The organism is Ruegeria arenilitoris (assembly GCF_013035315.1).
Classification (GTDB): domain Bacteria; phylum Pseudomonadota; class Alphaproteobacteria; order Rhodobacterales; family Rhodobacteraceae; genus Ruegeria; species Ruegeria arenilitoris_D.
This window is the reverse complement of the sequence record NZ_WQHP01000001.1, coordinates 450,938-467,906: the sequence shown is the minus strand read 5'-3', so window position 1 is coordinate 467,906 and position 16,969 is coordinate 450,938. Positions and strand designations below refer to the sequence as shown.

General features: G+C 56.2%; 17 protein-coding genes and 1 pseudogene. 7 read left to right on the top strand and 11 right to left on the bottom strand.

Features of this window, described 5'->3' with window-relative positions:
* Positions 1-26: 26 nt before the first annotated feature.
* From GOV53_RS02335 to guaA, 7 genes are all read right to left on the bottom strand, one after another.
* Positions 27-899 carry an ATPase gene (locus GOV53_RS02335; RefSeq protein ID WP_170463991.1) on the bottom strand — a complete coding sequence of 291 codons (873 nt, stop codon included), beginning with the start codon at positions 897-899 and terminating at the stop codon, positions 27-29.
* Positions 900-948: 49 nt separating this feature from the next.
* Positions 949-1,845 (bottom strand): DMT family transporter, encoded by an 897-nt coding sequence (locus GOV53_RS02330; protein ID WP_170463989.1) that lies wholly within the window; start codon positions 1,843-1,845, stop codon positions 949-951.
* Between the two features lie 101 nt (positions 1,846-1,946).
* Complete coding sequence (locus GOV53_RS02325) at positions 1,947-3,071, bottom strand: OmpP1/FadL family transporter (protein ID WP_170463988.1); 1,125 nt, start codon at positions 3,069-3,071, stop codon at positions 1,947-1,949.
* 121 nt (positions 3,072-3,192) lie between these two features.
* On the bottom strand, positions 3,193-4,098 hold the full coding sequence (locus tag GOV53_RS02320; protein ID WP_302477673.1) for a DMT family transporter: 906 nt from the start codon (positions 4,096-4,098) through the stop codon (positions 3,193-3,195).
* Between the two features lie 90 nt (positions 4,099-4,188).
* Positions 4,189-4,890 carry an FkbM family methyltransferase gene (locus tag GOV53_RS02315; protein WP_170463984.1) on the bottom strand — a complete coding sequence of 234 codons (702 nt, stop codon included), beginning with the start codon at positions 4,888-4,890 and terminating at the stop codon, positions 4,189-4,191.
* Positions 4,891-4,935: 45 nt separating this feature from the next.
* Positions 4,936-5,646: a hypothetical protein gene (locus GOV53_RS02310; RefSeq protein ID WP_170463983.1), complete on the bottom strand. Its 711-nt coding sequence runs from the start codon at positions 5,644-5,646 to the stop codon at positions 4,936-4,938.
* 68 nt (positions 5,647-5,714) lie between these two features.
* Complete coding sequence (guaA, locus tag GOV53_RS02305) at positions 5,715-7,274, bottom strand: glutamine-hydrolyzing GMP synthase (protein ID WP_170463980.1); 1,560 nt, start codon at positions 7,272-7,274, stop codon at positions 5,715-5,717.
* Positions 7,275-7,434: 160 nt separating this feature from the next.
* On the opposite strand from guaA, the gene GOV53_RS02300 reads away from it, so the two are divergent.
* On the top strand, positions 7,435-8,130 hold the full coding sequence (locus tag GOV53_RS02300; RefSeq protein WP_170463979.1) for an MgtC/SapB family protein: 696 nt from the start codon (positions 7,435-7,437) through the stop codon (positions 8,128-8,130).
* 137 nt (positions 8,131-8,267) lie between these two features.
* Entirely contained in the window at positions 8,268-9,812 is a 1,545-nt protein-coding gene (locus tag GOV53_RS02295) for a trimethylamine methyltransferase family protein (protein WP_170463976.1), read from the top strand.
* Here the strand turns inward: GOV53_RS02295 and GOV53_RS02290 are convergent.
* A pseudogene (locus tag GOV53_RS02290) lies at positions 9,813-10,094 on the bottom strand (DUF6477 family protein). It lies immediately after the preceding gene.
* Positions 10,095-10,352: 258 nt separating this feature from the next.
* On the opposite strand from GOV53_RS02290, the gene GOV53_RS02285 reads away from it, so the two are divergent.
* Positions 10,353-11,456 (top strand): DUF6456 domain-containing protein, encoded by a 1,104-nt coding sequence (locus GOV53_RS02285; RefSeq protein WP_170463974.1) that lies wholly within the window; start codon positions 10,353-10,355, stop codon positions 11,454-11,456.
* Between the two features lie 53 nt (positions 11,457-11,509).
* Positions 11,510-12,433 carry a hydrogen peroxide-inducible genes activator gene (locus GOV53_RS02280; RefSeq protein ID WP_170463972.1) on the top strand — a complete coding sequence of 308 codons (924 nt, stop codon included), beginning with the start codon at positions 11,510-11,512 and terminating at the stop codon, positions 12,431-12,433.
* Between the two features lie 48 nt (positions 12,434-12,481).
* Here the strand turns inward: GOV53_RS02280 and GOV53_RS02275 are convergent, their stop codons facing one another.
* Positions 12,482-13,030: a peroxiredoxin gene (locus GOV53_RS02275; RefSeq protein ID WP_170463970.1), complete on the bottom strand. Its 549-nt coding sequence runs from the start codon at positions 13,028-13,030 to the stop codon at positions 12,482-12,484.
* 265 nt (positions 13,031-13,295) lie between these two features.
* On the opposite strand from GOV53_RS02275, the gene lipA reads away from it, so the two are divergent.
* Both lipA and GOV53_RS02265 read left to right on the top strand, forming a co-directional pair.
* On the top strand, positions 13,296-14,246 hold the full coding sequence (lipA, locus tag GOV53_RS02270) for a lipoyl synthase (RefSeq protein WP_170463968.1): 951 nt from the start codon (positions 13,296-13,298) through the stop codon (positions 14,244-14,246).
* Entirely contained in the window at positions 14,243-15,385 is a 1,143-nt protein-coding gene (locus GOV53_RS02265; RefSeq protein ID WP_170463966.1) for an amidohydrolase, read from the top strand. The genes lipA and GOV53_RS02265 overlap by 4 nt, the downstream gene beginning before the upstream one ends.
* Before the next feature lie 4 nt (positions 15,386-15,389).
* On the opposite strand, the gene GOV53_RS02260 is transcribed toward GOV53_RS02265, so the two are convergent.
* On the bottom strand, positions 15,390-15,749 hold the full coding sequence (locus GOV53_RS02260) for a hypothetical protein (RefSeq protein ID WP_170463964.1): 360 nt from the start codon (positions 15,747-15,749) through the stop codon (positions 15,390-15,392).
* 131 nt (positions 15,750-15,880) lie between these two features.
* Positions 15,881-16,423 (bottom strand): hypoxanthine phosphoribosyltransferase, encoded by a 543-nt coding sequence (gene hpt / locus GOV53_RS02255; protein WP_170425365.1) that lies wholly within the window; start codon positions 16,421-16,423, stop codon positions 15,881-15,883.
* A 71-nt stretch (positions 16,424-16,494) separates the two neighbouring features.
* Here hpt and GOV53_RS02250 point away from each other — a divergent pair, with 71 nt between their 5' ends.
* Positions 16,495-16,941, top strand: a complete 447-nt coding sequence (locus GOV53_RS02250; RefSeq protein WP_170425355.1) for a type II toxin-antitoxin system RatA family toxin — start codon at positions 16,495-16,497, stop codon at positions 16,939-16,941.
* Positions 16,942-16,969 lie beyond the last annotated feature (28 nt).

The following is a 16,969-nucleotide window of genomic DNA, read 5'->3' as shown; positions in this document are numbered from 1 at the left end:
TTGGAGTTTCAGTGTAGAGGCGGTAATTAAGCGCGGTTTGTCCGCGTCTCAAGGGTGCGTTCGATCAACTCATCGAAATCAGCGGCGTCCCGGACCTTGTGCATGTCTTCGGCGGTGACGGTCACGCCCCAGTTTTCAGCCATTGCTTCATAGCGGGGTTGGCGATGCGCCAGCGCCCGCGCATAGGTCCATCGGATGAAAGCATCCGGGTCGACCGCGTCTGCGGCGCAATCGTGTTCGGCCAGGTATTCCTCCCAGACGCGGGTCAAAAATTCGGGTTGGTAGGACATCGGCTTTGGAGCCTTGTCAAAGCGCCGGATCAGTTCTGCGGTGTGTTCGTCATCCCCCTTGATCCAGATCATCAGGGTCTGGCGAGACAATTCGGAAAGAACGTGATCAGCAGGGTCGTTGGGGTCGACCCATTCACAGATCGATCCACCGGTATCACACATAAAGTTCGGGTACTGATACAGACGTTCTGCCCGGTCGATGAAATACTGGGTATCCAGCAGGGCATGGATTTCAGCCTGGCGAAACTGTTCCTGCCTGCGGCGATACTCGGTCAGGTCCAGGCCACCTAGATCCGGGTTGCCGGGTTTGCCCAGATAAGCGGCGACCGGTGTCAGGTTTTCGAATGAGATGTTTGACCCGATATAGATCGAATCCGTCAGCAGCAATTCGCGCAGGAACGGGACTTTCATCGCCTCTGCCTTGGCGTTGTCGATGATGTACTCGCCCATGTAACGGGTGCCGATGCGATAATCGATCGAATAGTGGAACCAATCGCCGGATTCGCGCAACACATTGGACACGTAGGTTTTGCCCAGCCCCGACATGCCGAAAAACAGCACCTTTTTTCGCGCTGCATCGCGCCAGTCTTTTGCCGAGCTGTAGATCATCGTCCGCTGTCCCTTTTTGTGACCTAGCTAAAACGGGCAGGGGGCGGCGTCAATCACGTGGTCGGGCGCGGTTGAGGATCACCAGCCCTATGGCAAGTACTGCAAATCCCAAGAAGGCTTGTGGTGGCAGGGCTTCATTGCGCAAGACGGCACCTAGGATGATCGCCACGGGCGGGATGATGAGCGTGACCAGCATCAGGTTGCCAGCCCCGGCCATCGCCAAAACGCGGTAGTACAAAAGATACGCGCCCGCGGTCGCGAACAGGGCATAGTATGCGATCGCTGCCCAGGTGATCGCTGGCAGGTTCAGGGACGAGATGCCGTCGATCATCAAAGTGATCGGCAGCATCAAAAGGGTCGAGGCGGTCAGCATACCGGCTGCGGCAACAATCGGGGACAGGCCCGTCAAATTGGCTCGGGCCCAGGCGCTGGCCAGAGCGTAGGACACGGTGCCCGCCAGAATCGCGAGTTGTGCGGCGCTTTGCAGGTTGAACGTGGTGAAATTCTGCAGGCCGATTGCCATGGCCACGCCCAGAAAACCCAAACCCACTCCGATTCCGCGTGCGGGTGTCAGGCGCTCGTCCTTGAAAAAGATGGCTGCTATCAACACGCCGAACACCGCTGTGGCGGCATTCAGGATCGAGGTCAGGCCTGTCTCGATGTACAACTGCCCCCAGGCCATAAGGGAAAACGGGACGGCATTGTTCAAAAGTCCCATAACCAGGAACGCGCCCCAGATTCTGGGGCTGCGTGGAACGTTAAGGCGTTTGACCCAGACAACCAGCCAAAGCGCCAGCATTGCCCAGAAGACCCGGTGCAGGACCGAGGTCATTACCGGAATCGTGTCCAGCGCGACGCGGATCGAGATAAATGATGCGCCCCAGATCAGGCCCAGCAGCAGAAGTTCAGCCCAAGCCCTTGGAGAAAGGTGTTTTTGCGTTTCCATAAGGTGTTGTTGCACTCTCTGGCGTGGCGTTCGACCCGAAACCTGCGCAAAGAAAAACCCCGCCTTAATGGCGGGGTTTCAAAAGTCTTGAGCTGTGCTGCTTACTGCAGGAAGTAAGTCAGCTGCAGACCGACGCTCCAGGCCGAGTTGCCCGAGAACTGGCCGCCGGTTGTGGTGGTCGCGTCGCCGATGTCGGTGTAGCGGATACCGCCCGACAGCTGTGCCTGCTCGAACGAGTAGGTGCCGCCGACGCCCAGGCTCCAGAAGCCATCAGTCGGGCCAAGGTTCGATACGGTGGTGTCGCCGGAGGTTTCGTAACCTGCAGTGATCGCGCCCGAAAACTCTTCCGAGAACTTATAACCCACACCAAGCGAGTAGGTGAAAGTGTCGTCGTCGTAGTCGACCAGGTTCTGGTTTGCAGCGCTGAGATATACCGGCGGGGCCAGTACGGTCTGCGGCCAGTCAACCCAGCGGATCGAACCGAACAGCAGCGTGTTGGGCGCAACGCCTGTCTGGAAGTCCAGGTTAACCGACTGGGGTGTTACAACTTCGGTCTGAGTCTGTGCCGTCACCAGCGCGGCCGGGATCGGCGGAACGCGGTTGATGGATTCGGTCGAGTCGAACTTGTGAGTGATTTTCGAGTTGTAGGTCAGTGCAACGCGTGCCGCGATTTCCGGGCGTTCCCATGCGACACCTACAACATAGCCGAAATCAATCTCGGCACCGGATTCAAATTCATATCCGGCTACGATGGGTACAGCGACATTCGCATCGGCGCGCTGTGCGCGGATACCACCAATGGCGCTGAATCCACCATCGAACTTGTAACGCAGCAGAGCTGTGATCGCATCAACATCTGCCTTTGCACGCAGAACGTCCGTGCGTCCACCCACGGCTGCAGTCGGGTTCCGCGACAGCGGATAGTTCGACGGATAGCGGACATCGGCGCCAAAAGGCTCGTCATAGATCAGTGCAAAATCCAGCTGGTCTGTGAACGCGTGTTTATATGCCAGGTGCGGGGTGAAGAAGCTGTTGGCGACGTTCCCTGACGGAACCCCGTTTTGCTCACCGCTGACGCTGGGGTTTGTGTAGCTGAAACGGAACTGTACAACAGATCCTTCCTCGAACAGGATGTTGACGCCCTGGCCACTACGGTCCAGACCGCCAGCGTATGCCCCAGTTGCGCCAATGCACACCGCGCACGCCTGTAGAAGCGCTTTTTTCATTATTTCCTCCCTCTAGGTCTCCTGAAGGTCAGTGCCTGTAATGTTGTGGTGCGGACTGACCTGTAATGCGGTGCTCGATACTTTTCTAAGCTTTACTTTATCGTCAACTGGTGACCGTGCGTTACTTGCGTTGAGTGTCGCCGGAGAGTGTTGCCAAACTGTTACGATTCTCGGCCTGGACGTTCAAAAAGATACCTGAGAAGATCACGGCAGCACCAAGAAGCGTCCAGTGATCCAAGGGTTCGTGATACAAAACCATGCCCACCACCGCGATGGTCGGAAGGCGAGCAAAGTCAAAGGGGACCACAACAGTTGCCGGCGCAATGGCGAGCGCATTGGTAATGCAGTAATGCGCCAAAAGCCCGGCCAGCCCCACCAACAGCAAGAACGGAGCGGTGCTGGCCGAAGGTAGCGTGATCTGACCGTCGATCCCGGACGCAATCAACCCCAACGCGGCTTGCATGACCGTCAGCCAGAACATGATGCACCCAATGCTGGCAAAGCGGGTGAGGGACTTGGTCGATATGGTTGTCAAAGCAAAGAAAACGGCGGACAGGGCGGCCGTTAACACACCCGCGCTGAGGGGTACGGCACCCGGGCGCGCTACCATCAGGATGCCCGCAAAACCAATCAATGCCGACATCATGCGTACGGTTGTCAGACGCTCTTTCAACAGCAAGGGCGACAGTAGGATGACCCAGATGGGCTGTGTGAACTCCAACGCGAAAACCTGCGCCAGCGGGATGACACTTACGGCATAAAACCAGAGGTTTTGGCCAGTGAAATGCAGCAAGTTGCGAACGCCGTGCAAGCCAATCCGTTTGGTCGAGACCTGATGCCATTTCCCTGTTGCCGTCAGGACCAGAGCGACGACGCAAATACCCACGAGGCTGCGATAGAACATGATCTCGAACGTGTCATGGGTAACGCTCAACTCGCGTCCCGCGACTGCCATGGAGGAAAATGAGGCAATCGCCCCGGTCATCCAGAGCGCTGCCTTGCCAAGATGACTAGGTGCACGCTTCAAAGCGAGGACAACTCAACACAAAGAAGCAAGACTGCGAAGTAGGTGTTCGAAACGGGCCAATTCCACTTGGGTCTTCTTAGCATGAACGAACTAAGCCTGTCGGTTGTTGCGGAAAAGATAGTCGTGCCGAGTGAGGGCGGTTTCAAGTTCGTATTCAACTGTGCTCAGATATTTCTGCAACCGGCCAAGATCGCGGCACTCGATCAATAAAAAGTCAAAGCGAAACTGGTCGTGATCAATCCCCTTTAGCACACTCAGTTCTGCTCCCTCGACATCCAATGAGAGAAGGTTTATGTTTTTTGGTGAATGTGCCTCGATGAGAAGATCATTGAGCGGGCGGGCGACCGCGCCGAACGAGAAACTGACCTCGGTGTCTTTCATGTGTAGTTGAGCAATCCTTAGATGCTCGTCTCGATCCGAAAGGTCCAATTCCTGTCCGACACCTACGCTCATCAGGTTTGCGTAGTCCATCTCGATTAAGCGATCAGGAAAACCGAAGTCGACGCAGGCATTGCAAAACACTTTGCTCCGGCTTCCCCGTGTTGAGACACATTTGAGAAAGTTATGCGGTACCGGCTCGACCAGAACACCCTGCCATCCCCTATCTTTTTCCAAATAGTAGGTGTTGGATTGTGTGACGCCGTCATTTGCCCCGAGTTCCACAAAGAAACCGTTGTCGAAATCCAGATAGGGCTCAATCTTTTGATCGAGAGCGTTCAAACCGTAATATTTGGTATTTGGTGGACTGAGCCGCTTTGAAATCGACCTTTTTATTCTGCTAAGTAGTTTCAAAGCGCCCGTCCTATCAAGTGTCGGTGGCATCGCGTCCGCTGGGTCCTAACTGTCGTCTGCACTCACGTCACCCAGCCCGCCTATTGGGGCCAAACGATTCTTTCTGGACAGTTGCCGCGATGGGTTGAGATAGACCGACGTGGTCCATGTGTAAGAATTGATCGGACCGAAGCCGTTGAAATCGCATCTGTTCCAGCCCGTGGCCTCATCCAGCAAGGCAATGCAGTCCGGGTGCCTGTCCGAATTGTCGAAGACAATCATAACCGGATCGATCCGTTTCTGTTGGAGCCGTTTCCGCATAAATCTGGCGCAGGCGTTGCGATAGCGCCCGTCGATTACGACGATATCGGCATTTTGTATTTCATCGCGCTCGACGTATTGCGCTTCGTCCTGTTCGAAGAAATAGGTGAAATACGGTTTGTCAGCGAGAGAAGCAGAAATCTTGTCAAACCAGCCTTTGTCGTTTTCGATCGATGTTACCTCTGCGCCTGCATTCAGGTAGAAGATCGAGGAGTTCCCACTGCCATATTCCAGAACGCGTATGCCGTTCAGATCAAAGCTGTCAAGATATTCTATCGCCGGATAAGTGTACCAAGGGATTTCACGGCCTTCGCCATCGCGACAGTCCCAGTTTTCCATGGAGTCGTACTGCCCATAGGTTTCACCCAAAATCCGGTAGGTTTTGACCTGTTCCAATGACGCCTTAGACGCACGTTTCAGGATCTTTCGCAATATCCAGAAATGCGTGTTCTTCATGAATGGCCTCATTCCAAGGAAGGTGATTAGTGTACTTTAGATCGTGTAAAAAAAACATAATCGGGTACTTATTCCCACTCAATCGTTCCGGGTGGTTTTGAGGTAATGTCGTAGGTGCACCTGTTGATGCCCTTGACCTCATTGATGATCCGCGTGGCTGTTTCACCAAGGAATTCGTGGCTGAACGGGTAGTAGTCCGCGGTCATGCCGTCCACTGACGTCACGGCACGAAGCGCGCAGGCGTAGTCATAGGTGCGTCCGTCGCCCATGACACCCACGGTGCGTACGGGCAGAATGGCCACAAAAGCCTGCCAGATGTCGTCATAGAGCCCGTGCTTGCGGATTTGGTCGATATAAACAGCATCTGCCTCGCGCAGGATGTCCAGCTTTTCGCGGGTGATTTCACCGGGGCAGCGGATCGCTAGGCCAGGGCCGGGGAAGGGGTGACGGCCAATAAAGCTCTGCGGAAGACCCAGTTCGCGACCCAAGGCGCGAACCTCGTCCTTGAACAATTCACGCAGGGGTTCGACCAGTTTCAGGCCCATCTTTTCGGGCAGACCGCCGACATTGTGGTGCGACTTGATCGTGACCGATGGGCCGCCCGAGAACGAAACTGATTCAATGACGTCCGGATACAGCGTGCCTTGCGCTAGGAATTCGGCTCCGTCGATTGTGTCGGCGTGTTTCTGGAACACGTCGATGAACAGTTTACCAATGATCTTGCGCTTGGTCTCGGGGTCACTCTGACCCTCTAGCTCGCCCAGGAACAGATCGCTTTCGTCCGCGTGGATCAGCTGAATGTTGTAGTTGTCGCGGAACATGCCCACGACTTCTTCGGCCTCGTTTTTGCGCAGCAATCCGTGGTCGACAAAGACGCATGTCAGCTGATCGCCGATCGCCTCGTGGATCAGAATAGCCGCGACCGAGCTGTCTACACCGCCGGAAAGCCCGCAGATGACTTTCTTGTCGCCAACTTGCTCGCGGATCTTGCGGATCATCTCGTCGCGATAAGCGCCCATGGTCCAATCGCCCTGGAACCCTGCTAGCTTAACGAAATTCTCATACAGCTTTGCGCCCTTGGGGGTGTGGTGCACCTCGGGGTGGAACTGCACCGCATAGAAGTGACGGTTGGTATCCGCCGTAATCGCGAAAGGCGCGTTGGGCGAGGTGCCGTAAACGTCGAAGCCGGGGGCGATTTCACTGACGTGATCGCCGTGGCTCATCCAGACCTGCTCGTCCCCATCAGCAAACCAACCGTCCAGAATGTCCAGCTGTTCCTTCGGTGTTACAAACGCGCGCCCGAATTCCGCCGTGCCATGCCCGCTTTCAACCTTGCCGCCCAACTGGTGCATCATCACCTGTTGGCCGTAGCAGATGCCCAAAATCGGCACGCCGTAGTCAAAGATCTCTTGCGGCGCACGAGGCGACCCTTCGCGCGTCACACTGTCTGGACCGCCCGAGAAAATCACGGCTTTCGGAGCCATTTCCCGAACGAAGTCCATCGTGACGTTCTGATAGGGGTGGATTTCGCAATAGACATTCAACTCGCGCAGGCGGCGGGCAATAAGCTGCGTAACCTGGCTGCCGAAGTCGATGATCAGAAGGCGGTCATGGGTGTCTTGGGTCATGGTTGCGCCATATGGCAAGACAGGTGCTTTCGCAAGAGGAAGCTCTTGAATCACCGCCGAAGTGGGGGAAACAAAAAAACCAATTGTAAAAGTTTTGTAACAAAAATATGACGGTCCGGGTGCCGCGGCGCGAAGACACTAGAAAGACGGGAAAAACGCGATGCCAATTGCTATTGAAATTGCGGCTTTGAATTTGGCACTCGCAATGTTCTGCGGCGCGTTGATTGGGTCGGAAAGGCAAGTTCGCCAGCGTATGGCGGGGCTGCGCACAAATGCATTGGTTGCACTAAGTGCGGGGGCGTTTGTTGTTTTTTCGGCGCTTTTTCCAGAAGAAGTAAGTCCCACGCGGGTCGCTGCGCAAGTGGTGTCAGGAATTGGCTTCCTTGGGGCAGGGATCATTTTTCGCAACGGATTTACGATCCATGGGCTGAATACCGCCGCGACGCTTTGGTGTTCGGCTGCAGTGGGAATGATGGCAGGCGCTGGAGCTTGGTACTTTGCCGTTATGATGACCGGGTTCGTTATCTTTGTGAATCTCGGGCTAAGACCGCTGGTAAAATGGCTCAAACGCACGACTCGAGCTGGTGTTCCGTTGACGCAGGAGTTTCGAATTTTGTTGCGTTGTCACGAAAACACGCAGGCAGATGCGCGCATGTCAGTGCTTAAAGCTCTTGCACAGAATGACGTACGGATCGTCGGGTTCGACAAAAGTGATATCTCCAACGGGCTTCAAACGATTGAAATCATCGTTTCAATGGAGGATCAGCCCGAAGCCGTGCAGCACAAAATCGTTGCTCCGCTTATGCTCGAACCGAGCATCGAAAGTGTCGAGTGGGATGTTGTGTCCGAGGCTTGAGTTGACACTGGCTGATCTGTTGTTTGCGACGACCGTCAATGTCGCTTTTTCCCCCAGAGCGCCGCAATCCTGATGCTGAGGCAGTTAAGGCTGCTATAACAAGTTGATCAATCAAATCAACCAGACGGGATCTTCTCATGGCAGAGGCAAATACCCGGCGCAGGGCACGAGGTGGCGGTGGCGCCGCTCGCCGGGCCGAACGCACCGCAGTTCGTATCGAAACCGCGAAGTATATCGAACGGAATATTCCGAACTTCGAAATTCTCAATGAAGAGGCGTTGGAGATCATCGAAACCAACGCGGAAACCATTCTTGCCGAAGTCGGTGTTAACTTCGTCGATAATCCAGGCGCGTTGCAGCGCTGGAAAGACGCCGGTGCCGACGTGGACGGCGAGCGTGTGCGCATTCCGCGTGGTCTGGCTCGCGAGCTGATCAAGACAGCGCCCAGCCAGTTCACCCAGCACGCCCGCAACCCCGAAAAATCGGTGGTCATCGGCGGCCGCAACATGGTTCTTGCCCCGGTCTATGGCCCTCCGTTCGTGCGGGATGCACAGGGTGGCCGTCGCTATGCGACCATGGACGATTTCAACAAGTTCGTGAAACTGGCCTATATGTCCAAGTGGCTGCACCACTCGGGCGGTACGGTTTGTGAGCCGACGGATATTCCGGTGAACAAGCGTCACCTGGACATGCTGATGGCGCACATGACCCTGTCGGACAAGCCATTCATGGGCTCGGTGACTGACCCGGCGCGTGCGCAGGATTCGGTTGAAATGTGCGAAATTCTGTTCGGCAAAGAGTTCGTGCAGGAAAACACCGTCATGACCTCGCTGACCAACATCAACTCGCCGATGACCTTCGACGATGTAATGATGGGCTCGCTCGAAGTTTATGCGCGCAACAATCAGGCCTGCATCATCTCGCCGTTCATCGTGGGCGGAGCGATGGCACCGGTTTCGGTTGCCGGTACGCTGACACAGGTTCTGGCCGAAGTTCTGGCCGGGGTCGCATACAGCCAGATCATCCGTCCGGGCGCACCCGCGATTTTTGGTGCGTTTGTGACATCGATCGACATGAACTCGGGCGCGCCGACTTTTGGAACGCCAGAAGCCGCGCACATCACGTATGGCGCAGGGCAACTGGCACGGCGTCTGAACCTGCCGTACCGGTCTGCGGGGTCTTTCTGTGGCTCGAAGTTGCCTGATGCGCAGGCGGCGTACGAGACTGCAAACTCGCTGAACATGGGTCTGATGGCTGGTGTGAACTTCATGCTGCATTCCTGCGGCTGGCTGGAAGGCGGTCTGGTCGCCGACTTCGAAAAATTCGTGATGGACGCGGATCAACTGGGCGTTCTGCACGGTCTGGCAAAAGGCGTGGCTTATGACGAGAACGCGCAGGCCATGGACGCGATCCGCGAGGTAGGACCCGGTGGTCACTATCTTGGATGTGCCCATACGCAGGCGAACTTCAAAGAGGCCTTCTGGAAATCCGATCTGCTGGACTACAAACCCTACGAGACCTGGGAAGATGAAGGCGCGCGCGATACGCGGCAACTCGCCTCGGCGCGGGTCGAGCATTTGCTGGCCAACTATCAGCAACCGCAACTCGACCCGTCAATCAACGCTGCGTTGAATGAGTATATTGCGGAGAAGAAAGCATCCATGCCGGATGCCTTTACCTGATCACTGATACTGCGAGGCGCGGCTGGCTTTGAACAGTTGCGCCTCGCCCAAAAGCGCAATCAACAGATCCAGATGGCGAACCAGCGAATAGGCGGCATCTTCGGCCTGTCTTTGGGCGTTAACCTCTCGTTCCATTTCCATTAGCCGTACCAAGGCAGCACCTGTTCCGGGCAAGGACCCGTACCCCAGGATACGCTGCAGGTGCCGTTCCCGATCTTAATCCTGCGCTCCGTGTTTAGCGGCCCGGGCCAGCAGAGGAGGGCGGCGGAGCGTTGTAATCATGGTCATCAGGTCCTGCATTTCAGTGTTCCCTTGGTTGAACAGAAGATGCGCATTTCTCACACAATCTAAGCGGGTGTAGCCTTGTTTGGGCTCTCTCCGAACTCTGACTTAATGAGTGTTTATGATTTTGAATCAAATCTGGCTCTTGTCTCCTCCGGTTAACGAACGAGTAACGAAAGCAACTCTAGTTAGGATTGGTTAACAAATTTTCCGGGGGCGATTGAGAACAGATTGGATTGTCGACGAGGGCAAGTAACTATGGAAGATAGCATGGCTTTCACCATTCCGGCTTGGGTACCTGAGGGGGCGCAAAGATACCTGGCGCACACCGAAACCGGCCAGTCGATCCGCGACATAGCGCGGTCTGTTGGGTGCCATGCGTCAACCATACTCAGACAAATTCGGCGCATCGAAATGCGTCGCGACGACCCGCTTGTGGATGCCGCGCTGCAATCGCTTGCGGAAACTCATTTCTCGGATCTCGAAGGGCAATCTAGGGCCGCTTCTGAAGCGTTGGGCCTGCAGCCAGAAGACGTAGCGGCCAAGGACGAAGAGTTCAACCGCGAGGCCCTGCGGATCCTGCGCAGATTGTGCGAAACCGGCGCGGTGCTGGCGGTGGCGGAAGAGATGGACAAGGCCGTGGTCGTCCGTGACAGCGGTGACAATGCCGCTACCAGAACAGCCGTTGTAGATTGCCGGATCGCGCAGGCCTTGGCGCTAAAGGACTGGATTTCTTGCGGCAATCCGGGACGTATTTCGCGCTATCGTATCTCGTCCTCAGGGCGCGCTGCACTGAGCCAACTGATTGCCGAGGCCGAGAACAAGGCGCGTGCGAGAAACGAATTCGGTATGGCCGAGGCGCAAACGCCTTTTCAGGCGCAGGGTAGCAAAATCACGTCCTCACCCCGTGCTCGGCGCATTCGCTACAGCGCAGCCGAAAGCCCTTTGATCGCCCTGGCACGCCGACGGGATCGGGATGGCAAGCCGTTTCTGGACGAAGCCCTTGTCAGCGCGGGTGAGCGTCTGCGTGAGGACTTTGAGCTGGCGCAGATTGGCCCTCAGGTCACGCAGAACTGGGATCACTTTCTGACCGCTGGGAGGCGTGGCAGTTTTGGTGCCGGAGTTCATGCGGGGCAAGGGTCGTCTGATGCACGGGCACGGGTCGAACGTGCGCTGTCGGATCTTGGGCCGGGGCTCAGCGACGTTGCGCTGCGTTGCTGCTGTTATCTGGAAGGGTTGGAACTGGCCGAGAAACGCATGGGCTGGTCGGCGCGATCTGGAAAAATCGTTCTGCGCATCGCTCTGCAGCGTCTTAAGCGGCACTATGAAGATCAGGCCGAAAAAACACGTTTGATCGGGTGAAGTTTGCCATAGTTTCTGATTGAGCTTTTTGGTGGTGGTGATAGGTAATGCCTATGAATTTTACCCTCAGACAGCTTCAGTATTTCAGCGCGGTTGCTGATCAACGCAATTTTGGCCGGGCCGCGCAGGTGTGCCATGTGTCTCAGCCTGCGCTGTCCGTTCAGATCAAGTCGCTCGAGGAAACTTTGGGCGGTCCGCTGTTCGAACGGCAGGCGCGTGACATTCTGCTAACCCCGTTGGGTCGGGATGTTCTGGACTACGCGCGGCAAGTTCTGGGCGCTGCGGATCGGCTAGATCAATTCGCAAAGGATAACTCCAGCGGGCACAGGTCTTTGTCGATCGGGATCATACCGACAATTGCTCCTTACCTGCTGTCCGGCGTTTTGGCCGGTTTACGCACGACTGACGTCTCACTCCGGGTCCAGATCCGCGAGGCCCGGACCGAGCGGTTGCTGGCCATGTTGCGCGCCGGTGAGATCGACGCCGGTGTCATGGCCCTGCCATCAGGTGGAAGCGAGATGTTCGAACTGCCGCTTTTTGAAGATCGCTTTTTTCTGGCGGGCAGTGCAGGGCGGCTGCAAACTGTTCCGACCAACCCGGATGCATTGCGCCCTATTGATCTGCAAAAAGCGCAATTGATGTTGCTGGATGACGGTCACTGCCTGACGGATCAGGCGTTGGAGGTTTGCGGGCAGGACCGCAGCAGCGGTTTGATTAATATGGGCGCATCCTCGTTGGCGACACTGTCGCGATTGGTTGCTGACGGGTTCGGCCTGACACTTATGCCTGAACTTGCCGCGCGGTCAGAAACTGAGGCGGTCCCGGGGCTTAAGCTCATGCGATTTGGTGCGCCGCAACCGGCCCGAACGGTGGGTCTGGTGCGGCGGTTATCGACTGGCAGAGAGGACTGGTTTGACAGTCTGGCAGAGGTTATCCGACGCGTCGGCGAAGAAATCGTGACCGCGACACGCCAATAAAAAAGGCTCGCCAGTGGCGAGCCTAATTTGCTTTGAAATCGGACGGGCTTAAGCCAATTCAGGCTGCTTGGCTTCGTCCAGGTGCTTCATCAGAGTTTCCGGCGACGACACGCCATATGGGTCTTCGGGGCAGTTGTCAATCAGGCCGGGTTCTTCGAACCATGCCTCTACAACACCGTCGTTTACGATGGCAGCATAGCGCCACGAGCGCATACCGAAGCCCAGATTGTCCTTGTCGACCAGCATGCCCATCTTGCGAGTGAACTCGCCCGAACCATCTGGAATGACCTTGACGTTTTTCAGACCTTGATCCTGCGCCCATTTGTTCATGACAAAGCTGTCGTTCACCGACATGCAGTAGATTTCGTCGATGCCCTTAGCGGTGAAATCGGCATAGCCGTTTTCAAACCCGGGCAGCTGGTAGGTCGAGCATGTGGGCGTGAATGCGCCCGGCAGCGAAAACAGGATGACGCGCTTGCCTGCAAAGTAATCCGCAGTGGTTTTGTCTTCCCAGCGGAAAGGATTCGACCCCTCGATAGCTTCATCGCGAACGCGGGTGTGGAAGGTAACGGAGGGCAGTTTTGCGCCGGTTTTCATCTACAGGCTCCTGTGATTCAAATTGGAATTGAAAGGGATTTAAAACAGTTCTAAATGGCCTTCAATGTCAGAAATGCCGCAATTGCAATATGTGGGCAAGTGTCTAACAAAACGACATTTATCCCAGCGATCTGGCTAATCCTCTGGCCTGAGTTGCTGCGCATGCAATGCGGCCTTGCATGGCGGGTATGACCGGCTGGCATAGTCGCCGCAGGCGTACTATGTTACAGCTAAGCAAATTGACCCAAAGTCAGGAAAGCCAGCCGTGCGTGATCTGAAGATCCCAGAACAACGTCACCCCGAAAAAGCGCATCGTCCCGATAACGCGCAGCCTAAAAAGCCAAAGTGGATTCGCGTCAAAGCGCCCGGTGGGAAAGGCTATGCCGATACCCACAAGATCATGCGTGAAAACAATCTGGTCACTGTCTGCGAAGAGGCCGGGTGCCCCAACGTGGGCGAGTGTTGGAGCCAGGGCCACGCCACCATGATGATCATGGGCGAGATCTGTACCCGCGGCTGCACCTTCTGCAACATCGCCACCGGTCGCCCGGATGAACTGGACGCGTTCGAGCCCGGGCGCGTGGCGCATGCCGTCCAGAAACTGGGTCTGAACCACGTGGTGATTACCTCGGTGGACCGTGATGACCTCAAGGACGGCGGCGCGGAACATTTCGCGCAAACGATCCGAGCGGTTCGGCACCGGTCGCCGAAGACGACCATCGAAATCCTGACGCCGGACTTCCTGAAATGTGATCCCTCCGTATTGGAGACCGTGGTTGAGGCCAAACCGGACGTGTTCAACCACAATCTTGAGACCGTACCGGGCCTTTACCCTGAGGTTCGTCCAGGCGCGCGCTATTTCCACTCGCTGCGGCTGTTGCAACGGGTCAAGGAACTCGATCCGTCGATTTTCACGAAATCCGGCATCATGGTCGGGCTGGGTGAGAACGAACAACAGGTGCGTCAGGTCATGGACGACATGCGCGCTGCCGTTATCGATTTTCTCACCATCGGTCAGTACCTGCAGCCCACGCCAAAGCATCACGGCGTCGACCGGTTTGTGACCCCGGAAGAGTTCGCATCATATGAAAAGGCCGCCTATGGCAAAGGGTTCCTCATGGTGTCAGCGACGCCTCTGACCCGTTCGTCCTACCACGCGGGGGATGACTTTGCCCGGCTGCGCGACGCGCGCCAGAAAAAGCTGGAGCAAGGGTGACACCTGAAACCTGCGCCCGGTTAACCCGACTGCGCCACGAACTGCACGAATACCCCGAACTCTCAGGGCAGGAGCGTGAGACTGCTGCTCGCGTGGCCACCCTGTTGCAAGGGTACGGTGCCGATCAGGTGCTGACCGGTCTGGGCGGACACGGCGTTGCCGCGGTCTTTGACAGTGGGCACGCAGGACCAACTGTGGGGATCCGGTGCGAACTGGATGGGCTGCCAATCCAGGAGCTCAGTTCGAAGCCCTATGTGTCTAAGGTGCCCGGCAAAGGGCATCTGTGCGGCCACGACGGCCACATGACAATGGTGCTGGGCGTGGCCGAAGAGCTGGCGCGACAACAGCCCGCAAAGGGTCGGGTTGTTCTGATCTTTCAACCGGCCGAGGAAACCGGGCAAGGCGCGATTGCCTTTCGTGCAGACCCGAAGTTCGATCAGATCGCGCCGGACTACGTGTTTTCGCTTCACAACCTGCCGGGTTTGGCCCTTGGTACGGTTGAGCTGTGTAAGGGACCAGCAAACTGCGCATCGCGCGGGATGAAGATCGAATTGACCGGCAAGACTTCGCATGCTGCTGCACCTCAGGATGGGGTGTCCCCGGCGCGGGCCATGTCACATCTGATGGTCAAGCTTGCCGATCTGGGATCAGGCGGCGCGTTGGATGCCGATTTTGCGCTGACCACAGTGACCCATGCCCGGTTGGGCGAGCCCACATTTGGCGTCGCGCCGGGCCTAGCCCAGATTTGGGTAACGCTGAGAACCGTGTCCGATGCGCGGATGGAAAGCTTGATCGCCGGGGCCGAAGCGTTGGCAAAACAGGCCGCAGCCATGGATGGCTTGGATGTTTCTGTCAGCTATGACGATGTCTTCGAAGCCTGCACGAACGATGAACAGGCCGTCCAAACAATCGTTACGGCATGCGCTGAACGCGCGGTGCCATGCGAATTAACCGTGGTTCCGCAAAAATTCTCGGAAGACTTTGGTCAGTTCGGCAAGGGTGCAAAAACGGCGATGTTCTGGCTCGGGGCCGGCGTGGATCATTCACAGTTGCACAACCCGGACTACGATTTCCCTGACGCACTTATCCCGGTAGGAATGGATGTCTTTGTTGCCGCAATTCGATCTCTTACTGGCTGAAACTTCAGTTTGCGAGATCGCTCACTATTCCGACGGCATCAATGACTGTCCTAGTGTCCTCTGATATCGACAAGATTTCGTCATTCAAGCGAATATATCGCTGACCGGCGGGCAGGGGCTTCAATTTCCAGCCATCCAAGTTGTCAATATAGTCGAACGCCAGATCGTTTGGGAGTTTCTGCCCTCGCGTGTAACGCTTTATCTGTCCAGGCGGTACACCAACGCCTTTATTGGTTTTTATCGACTTTTCGATTTTCGACTTGTCTGGACCTTTACCCTTGCCCTTGTTGTCTTTTGCGTCTGCAAGACCAACCGTTGCGGTGACTGCGCAAGCCGCCAGAAGCCCAATAGACAATACTTTCATTAGAATAGACCTCCCGAGTTAATCGGAGGGTAATCCGGTATTGGGTAAATTGTCTAATAATATTCCATTTGGTGAATTCAAAGTTGTGTAGCCACTTTGATCATAGGAATCCGGGATCATTTTGGATCTGCTCAGCCTTCAACAAAGCGAACCTTGCCGATGAAGGGCAGGTTTCGGTTGCGCTGCGCGTAGTCGATCCCGTAGCCCACGACAAATTCATCCGGTATCTCAAAACCGATCCAGTCCGAACGGAAGTCGACCTCGCGCCGACTGGGCTTGTCCAGCAAGGCGATTGATTTCAGGCGGCTGGGTTTTCGGCTGCGCAACAGCTTGGTGACGTGGTTCAGGGTGTGACCGGTGTCGACGATATCCTCGACGACCAGAACATCGCGCCCTTCAATTGCACCACGCAAGTCCTTGAGAATACGCACCTCGCGGCTACTTTCCATCGAATCACCGTACGATGACGCCTCAAGGAAATCGACTTCGATCGGCAGGTCCAACTCCCGGACCAGGTCGGCGATGAAGACAAAGCTGCCGCGCAATAGGCCTACGACAACCAGCTTGTCCGTATCCCCAAATTCAGCGGTAATTTCCCGGCATAATTCCTCGATCCTTGCAGCGATGGCCTTGGCCGAGATCATCTCATCTATCACATAAGCGCGGTCAGTCATCGCAGCCCCCTTGATCTTTGGCGCGCAACATACGACATGACGCGCCATTGTCACCTGTAAAACCGGACGCCATGCCTACACATTCGGAAACACGTCACCTCCCTTACACTGCCCAGCAGATGTACGAGCTGGTCGCCGATGTGGCCAAGTACCCCGAGTTCCTTCCATGGTGTGCAGCTGCCCGTATTCGGCGGACCTATGCAGCGGGCGAGGCGCAGGTGATGGAGGCCGATCTGGTGATCTCGTTCAAGGTTTTCCGCGAACGGTTCGGCAGCCGGGTGACCTTGTTTGCTGATCAAAAACGCATCGACACCGAATACCTGGACGGCCCCTTCAAATACATGAAGTCCGATTGGCAGTTTGAAGACGCAGACGATGGCGGCTGCAACATCTCGTTCCATGTGGACTTCGAGTTCAAGAATGCCATCTTGCAGGGGATCATTGGTGTGGTGTTCAACGAAGCCATGCACCGGATCGTGCAGGCTTTTGAAACCCGGGCAAAGGACTTGTACAGCTAGCCCTTTACCACCCGTCGGTGGTCGCTAG

Coding starts and splice junctions, on each gene's coding strand:
- GOV53_RS02335 (WP_170463991.1), bottom strand. CDS start 899: ATGATCTACAGCTCGGCAAAAGACTGGCGCGATGCAGCGCGAAAAAAG.
- GOV53_RS02330 (WP_170463989.1), bottom strand. CDS start 1,845: ATGGAAACGCAAAAACACCTTTCTCCAAGGGCTTGGGCTGAACTTCTG.
- GOV53_RS02325 (WP_170463988.1), bottom strand. CDS start 3,071: ATGAAAAAAGCGCTTCTACAGGCGTGCGCGGTGTGCATTGGCGCAACT.
- GOV53_RS02310 (WP_170463983.1), bottom strand. CDS start 5,646: ATGAAGAACACGCATTTCTGGATATTGCGAAAGATCCTGAAACGTGCG.
- guaA (WP_170463980.1), bottom strand. CDS start 7,274: ATGACCCAAGACACCCATGACCGCCTTCTGATCATCGACTTCGGCAGC.
- GOV53_RS02300 (WP_170463979.1), top strand. CDS start 7,435: ATGCCAATTGCTATTGAAATTGCGGCTTTGAATTTGGCACTCGCAATG.
- GOV53_RS02295 (WP_170463976.1), top strand. CDS start 8,268: ATGGCAGAGGCAAATACCCGGCGCAGGGCACGAGGTGGCGGTGGCGCC.
- GOV53_RS02285 (WP_170463974.1), top strand. CDS start 10,353: ATGGAAGATAGCATGGCTTTCACCATTCCGGCTTGGGTACCTGAGGGG.
- GOV53_RS02280 (WP_170463972.1), top strand. CDS start 11,510: ATGAATTTTACCCTCAGACAGCTTCAGTATTTCAGCGCGGTTGCTGAT.
- GOV53_RS02275 (WP_170463970.1), bottom strand. CDS start 13,030: ATGAAAACCGGCGCAAAACTGCCCTCCGTTACCTTCCACACCCGCGTT.
- GOV53_RS02260 (WP_170463964.1), bottom strand. CDS start 15,749: ATGAAAGTATTGTCTATTGGGCTTCTGGCGGCTTGCGCAGTCACCGCA.
- hpt (WP_170425365.1), bottom strand. CDS start 16,423: ATGACTGACCGCGCTTATGTGATAGATGAGATGATCTCGGCCAAGGCC.
- GOV53_RS02250 (WP_170425355.1), top strand. CDS start 16,495: ATGCCTACACATTCGGAAACACGTCACCTCCCTTACACTGCCCAGCAG.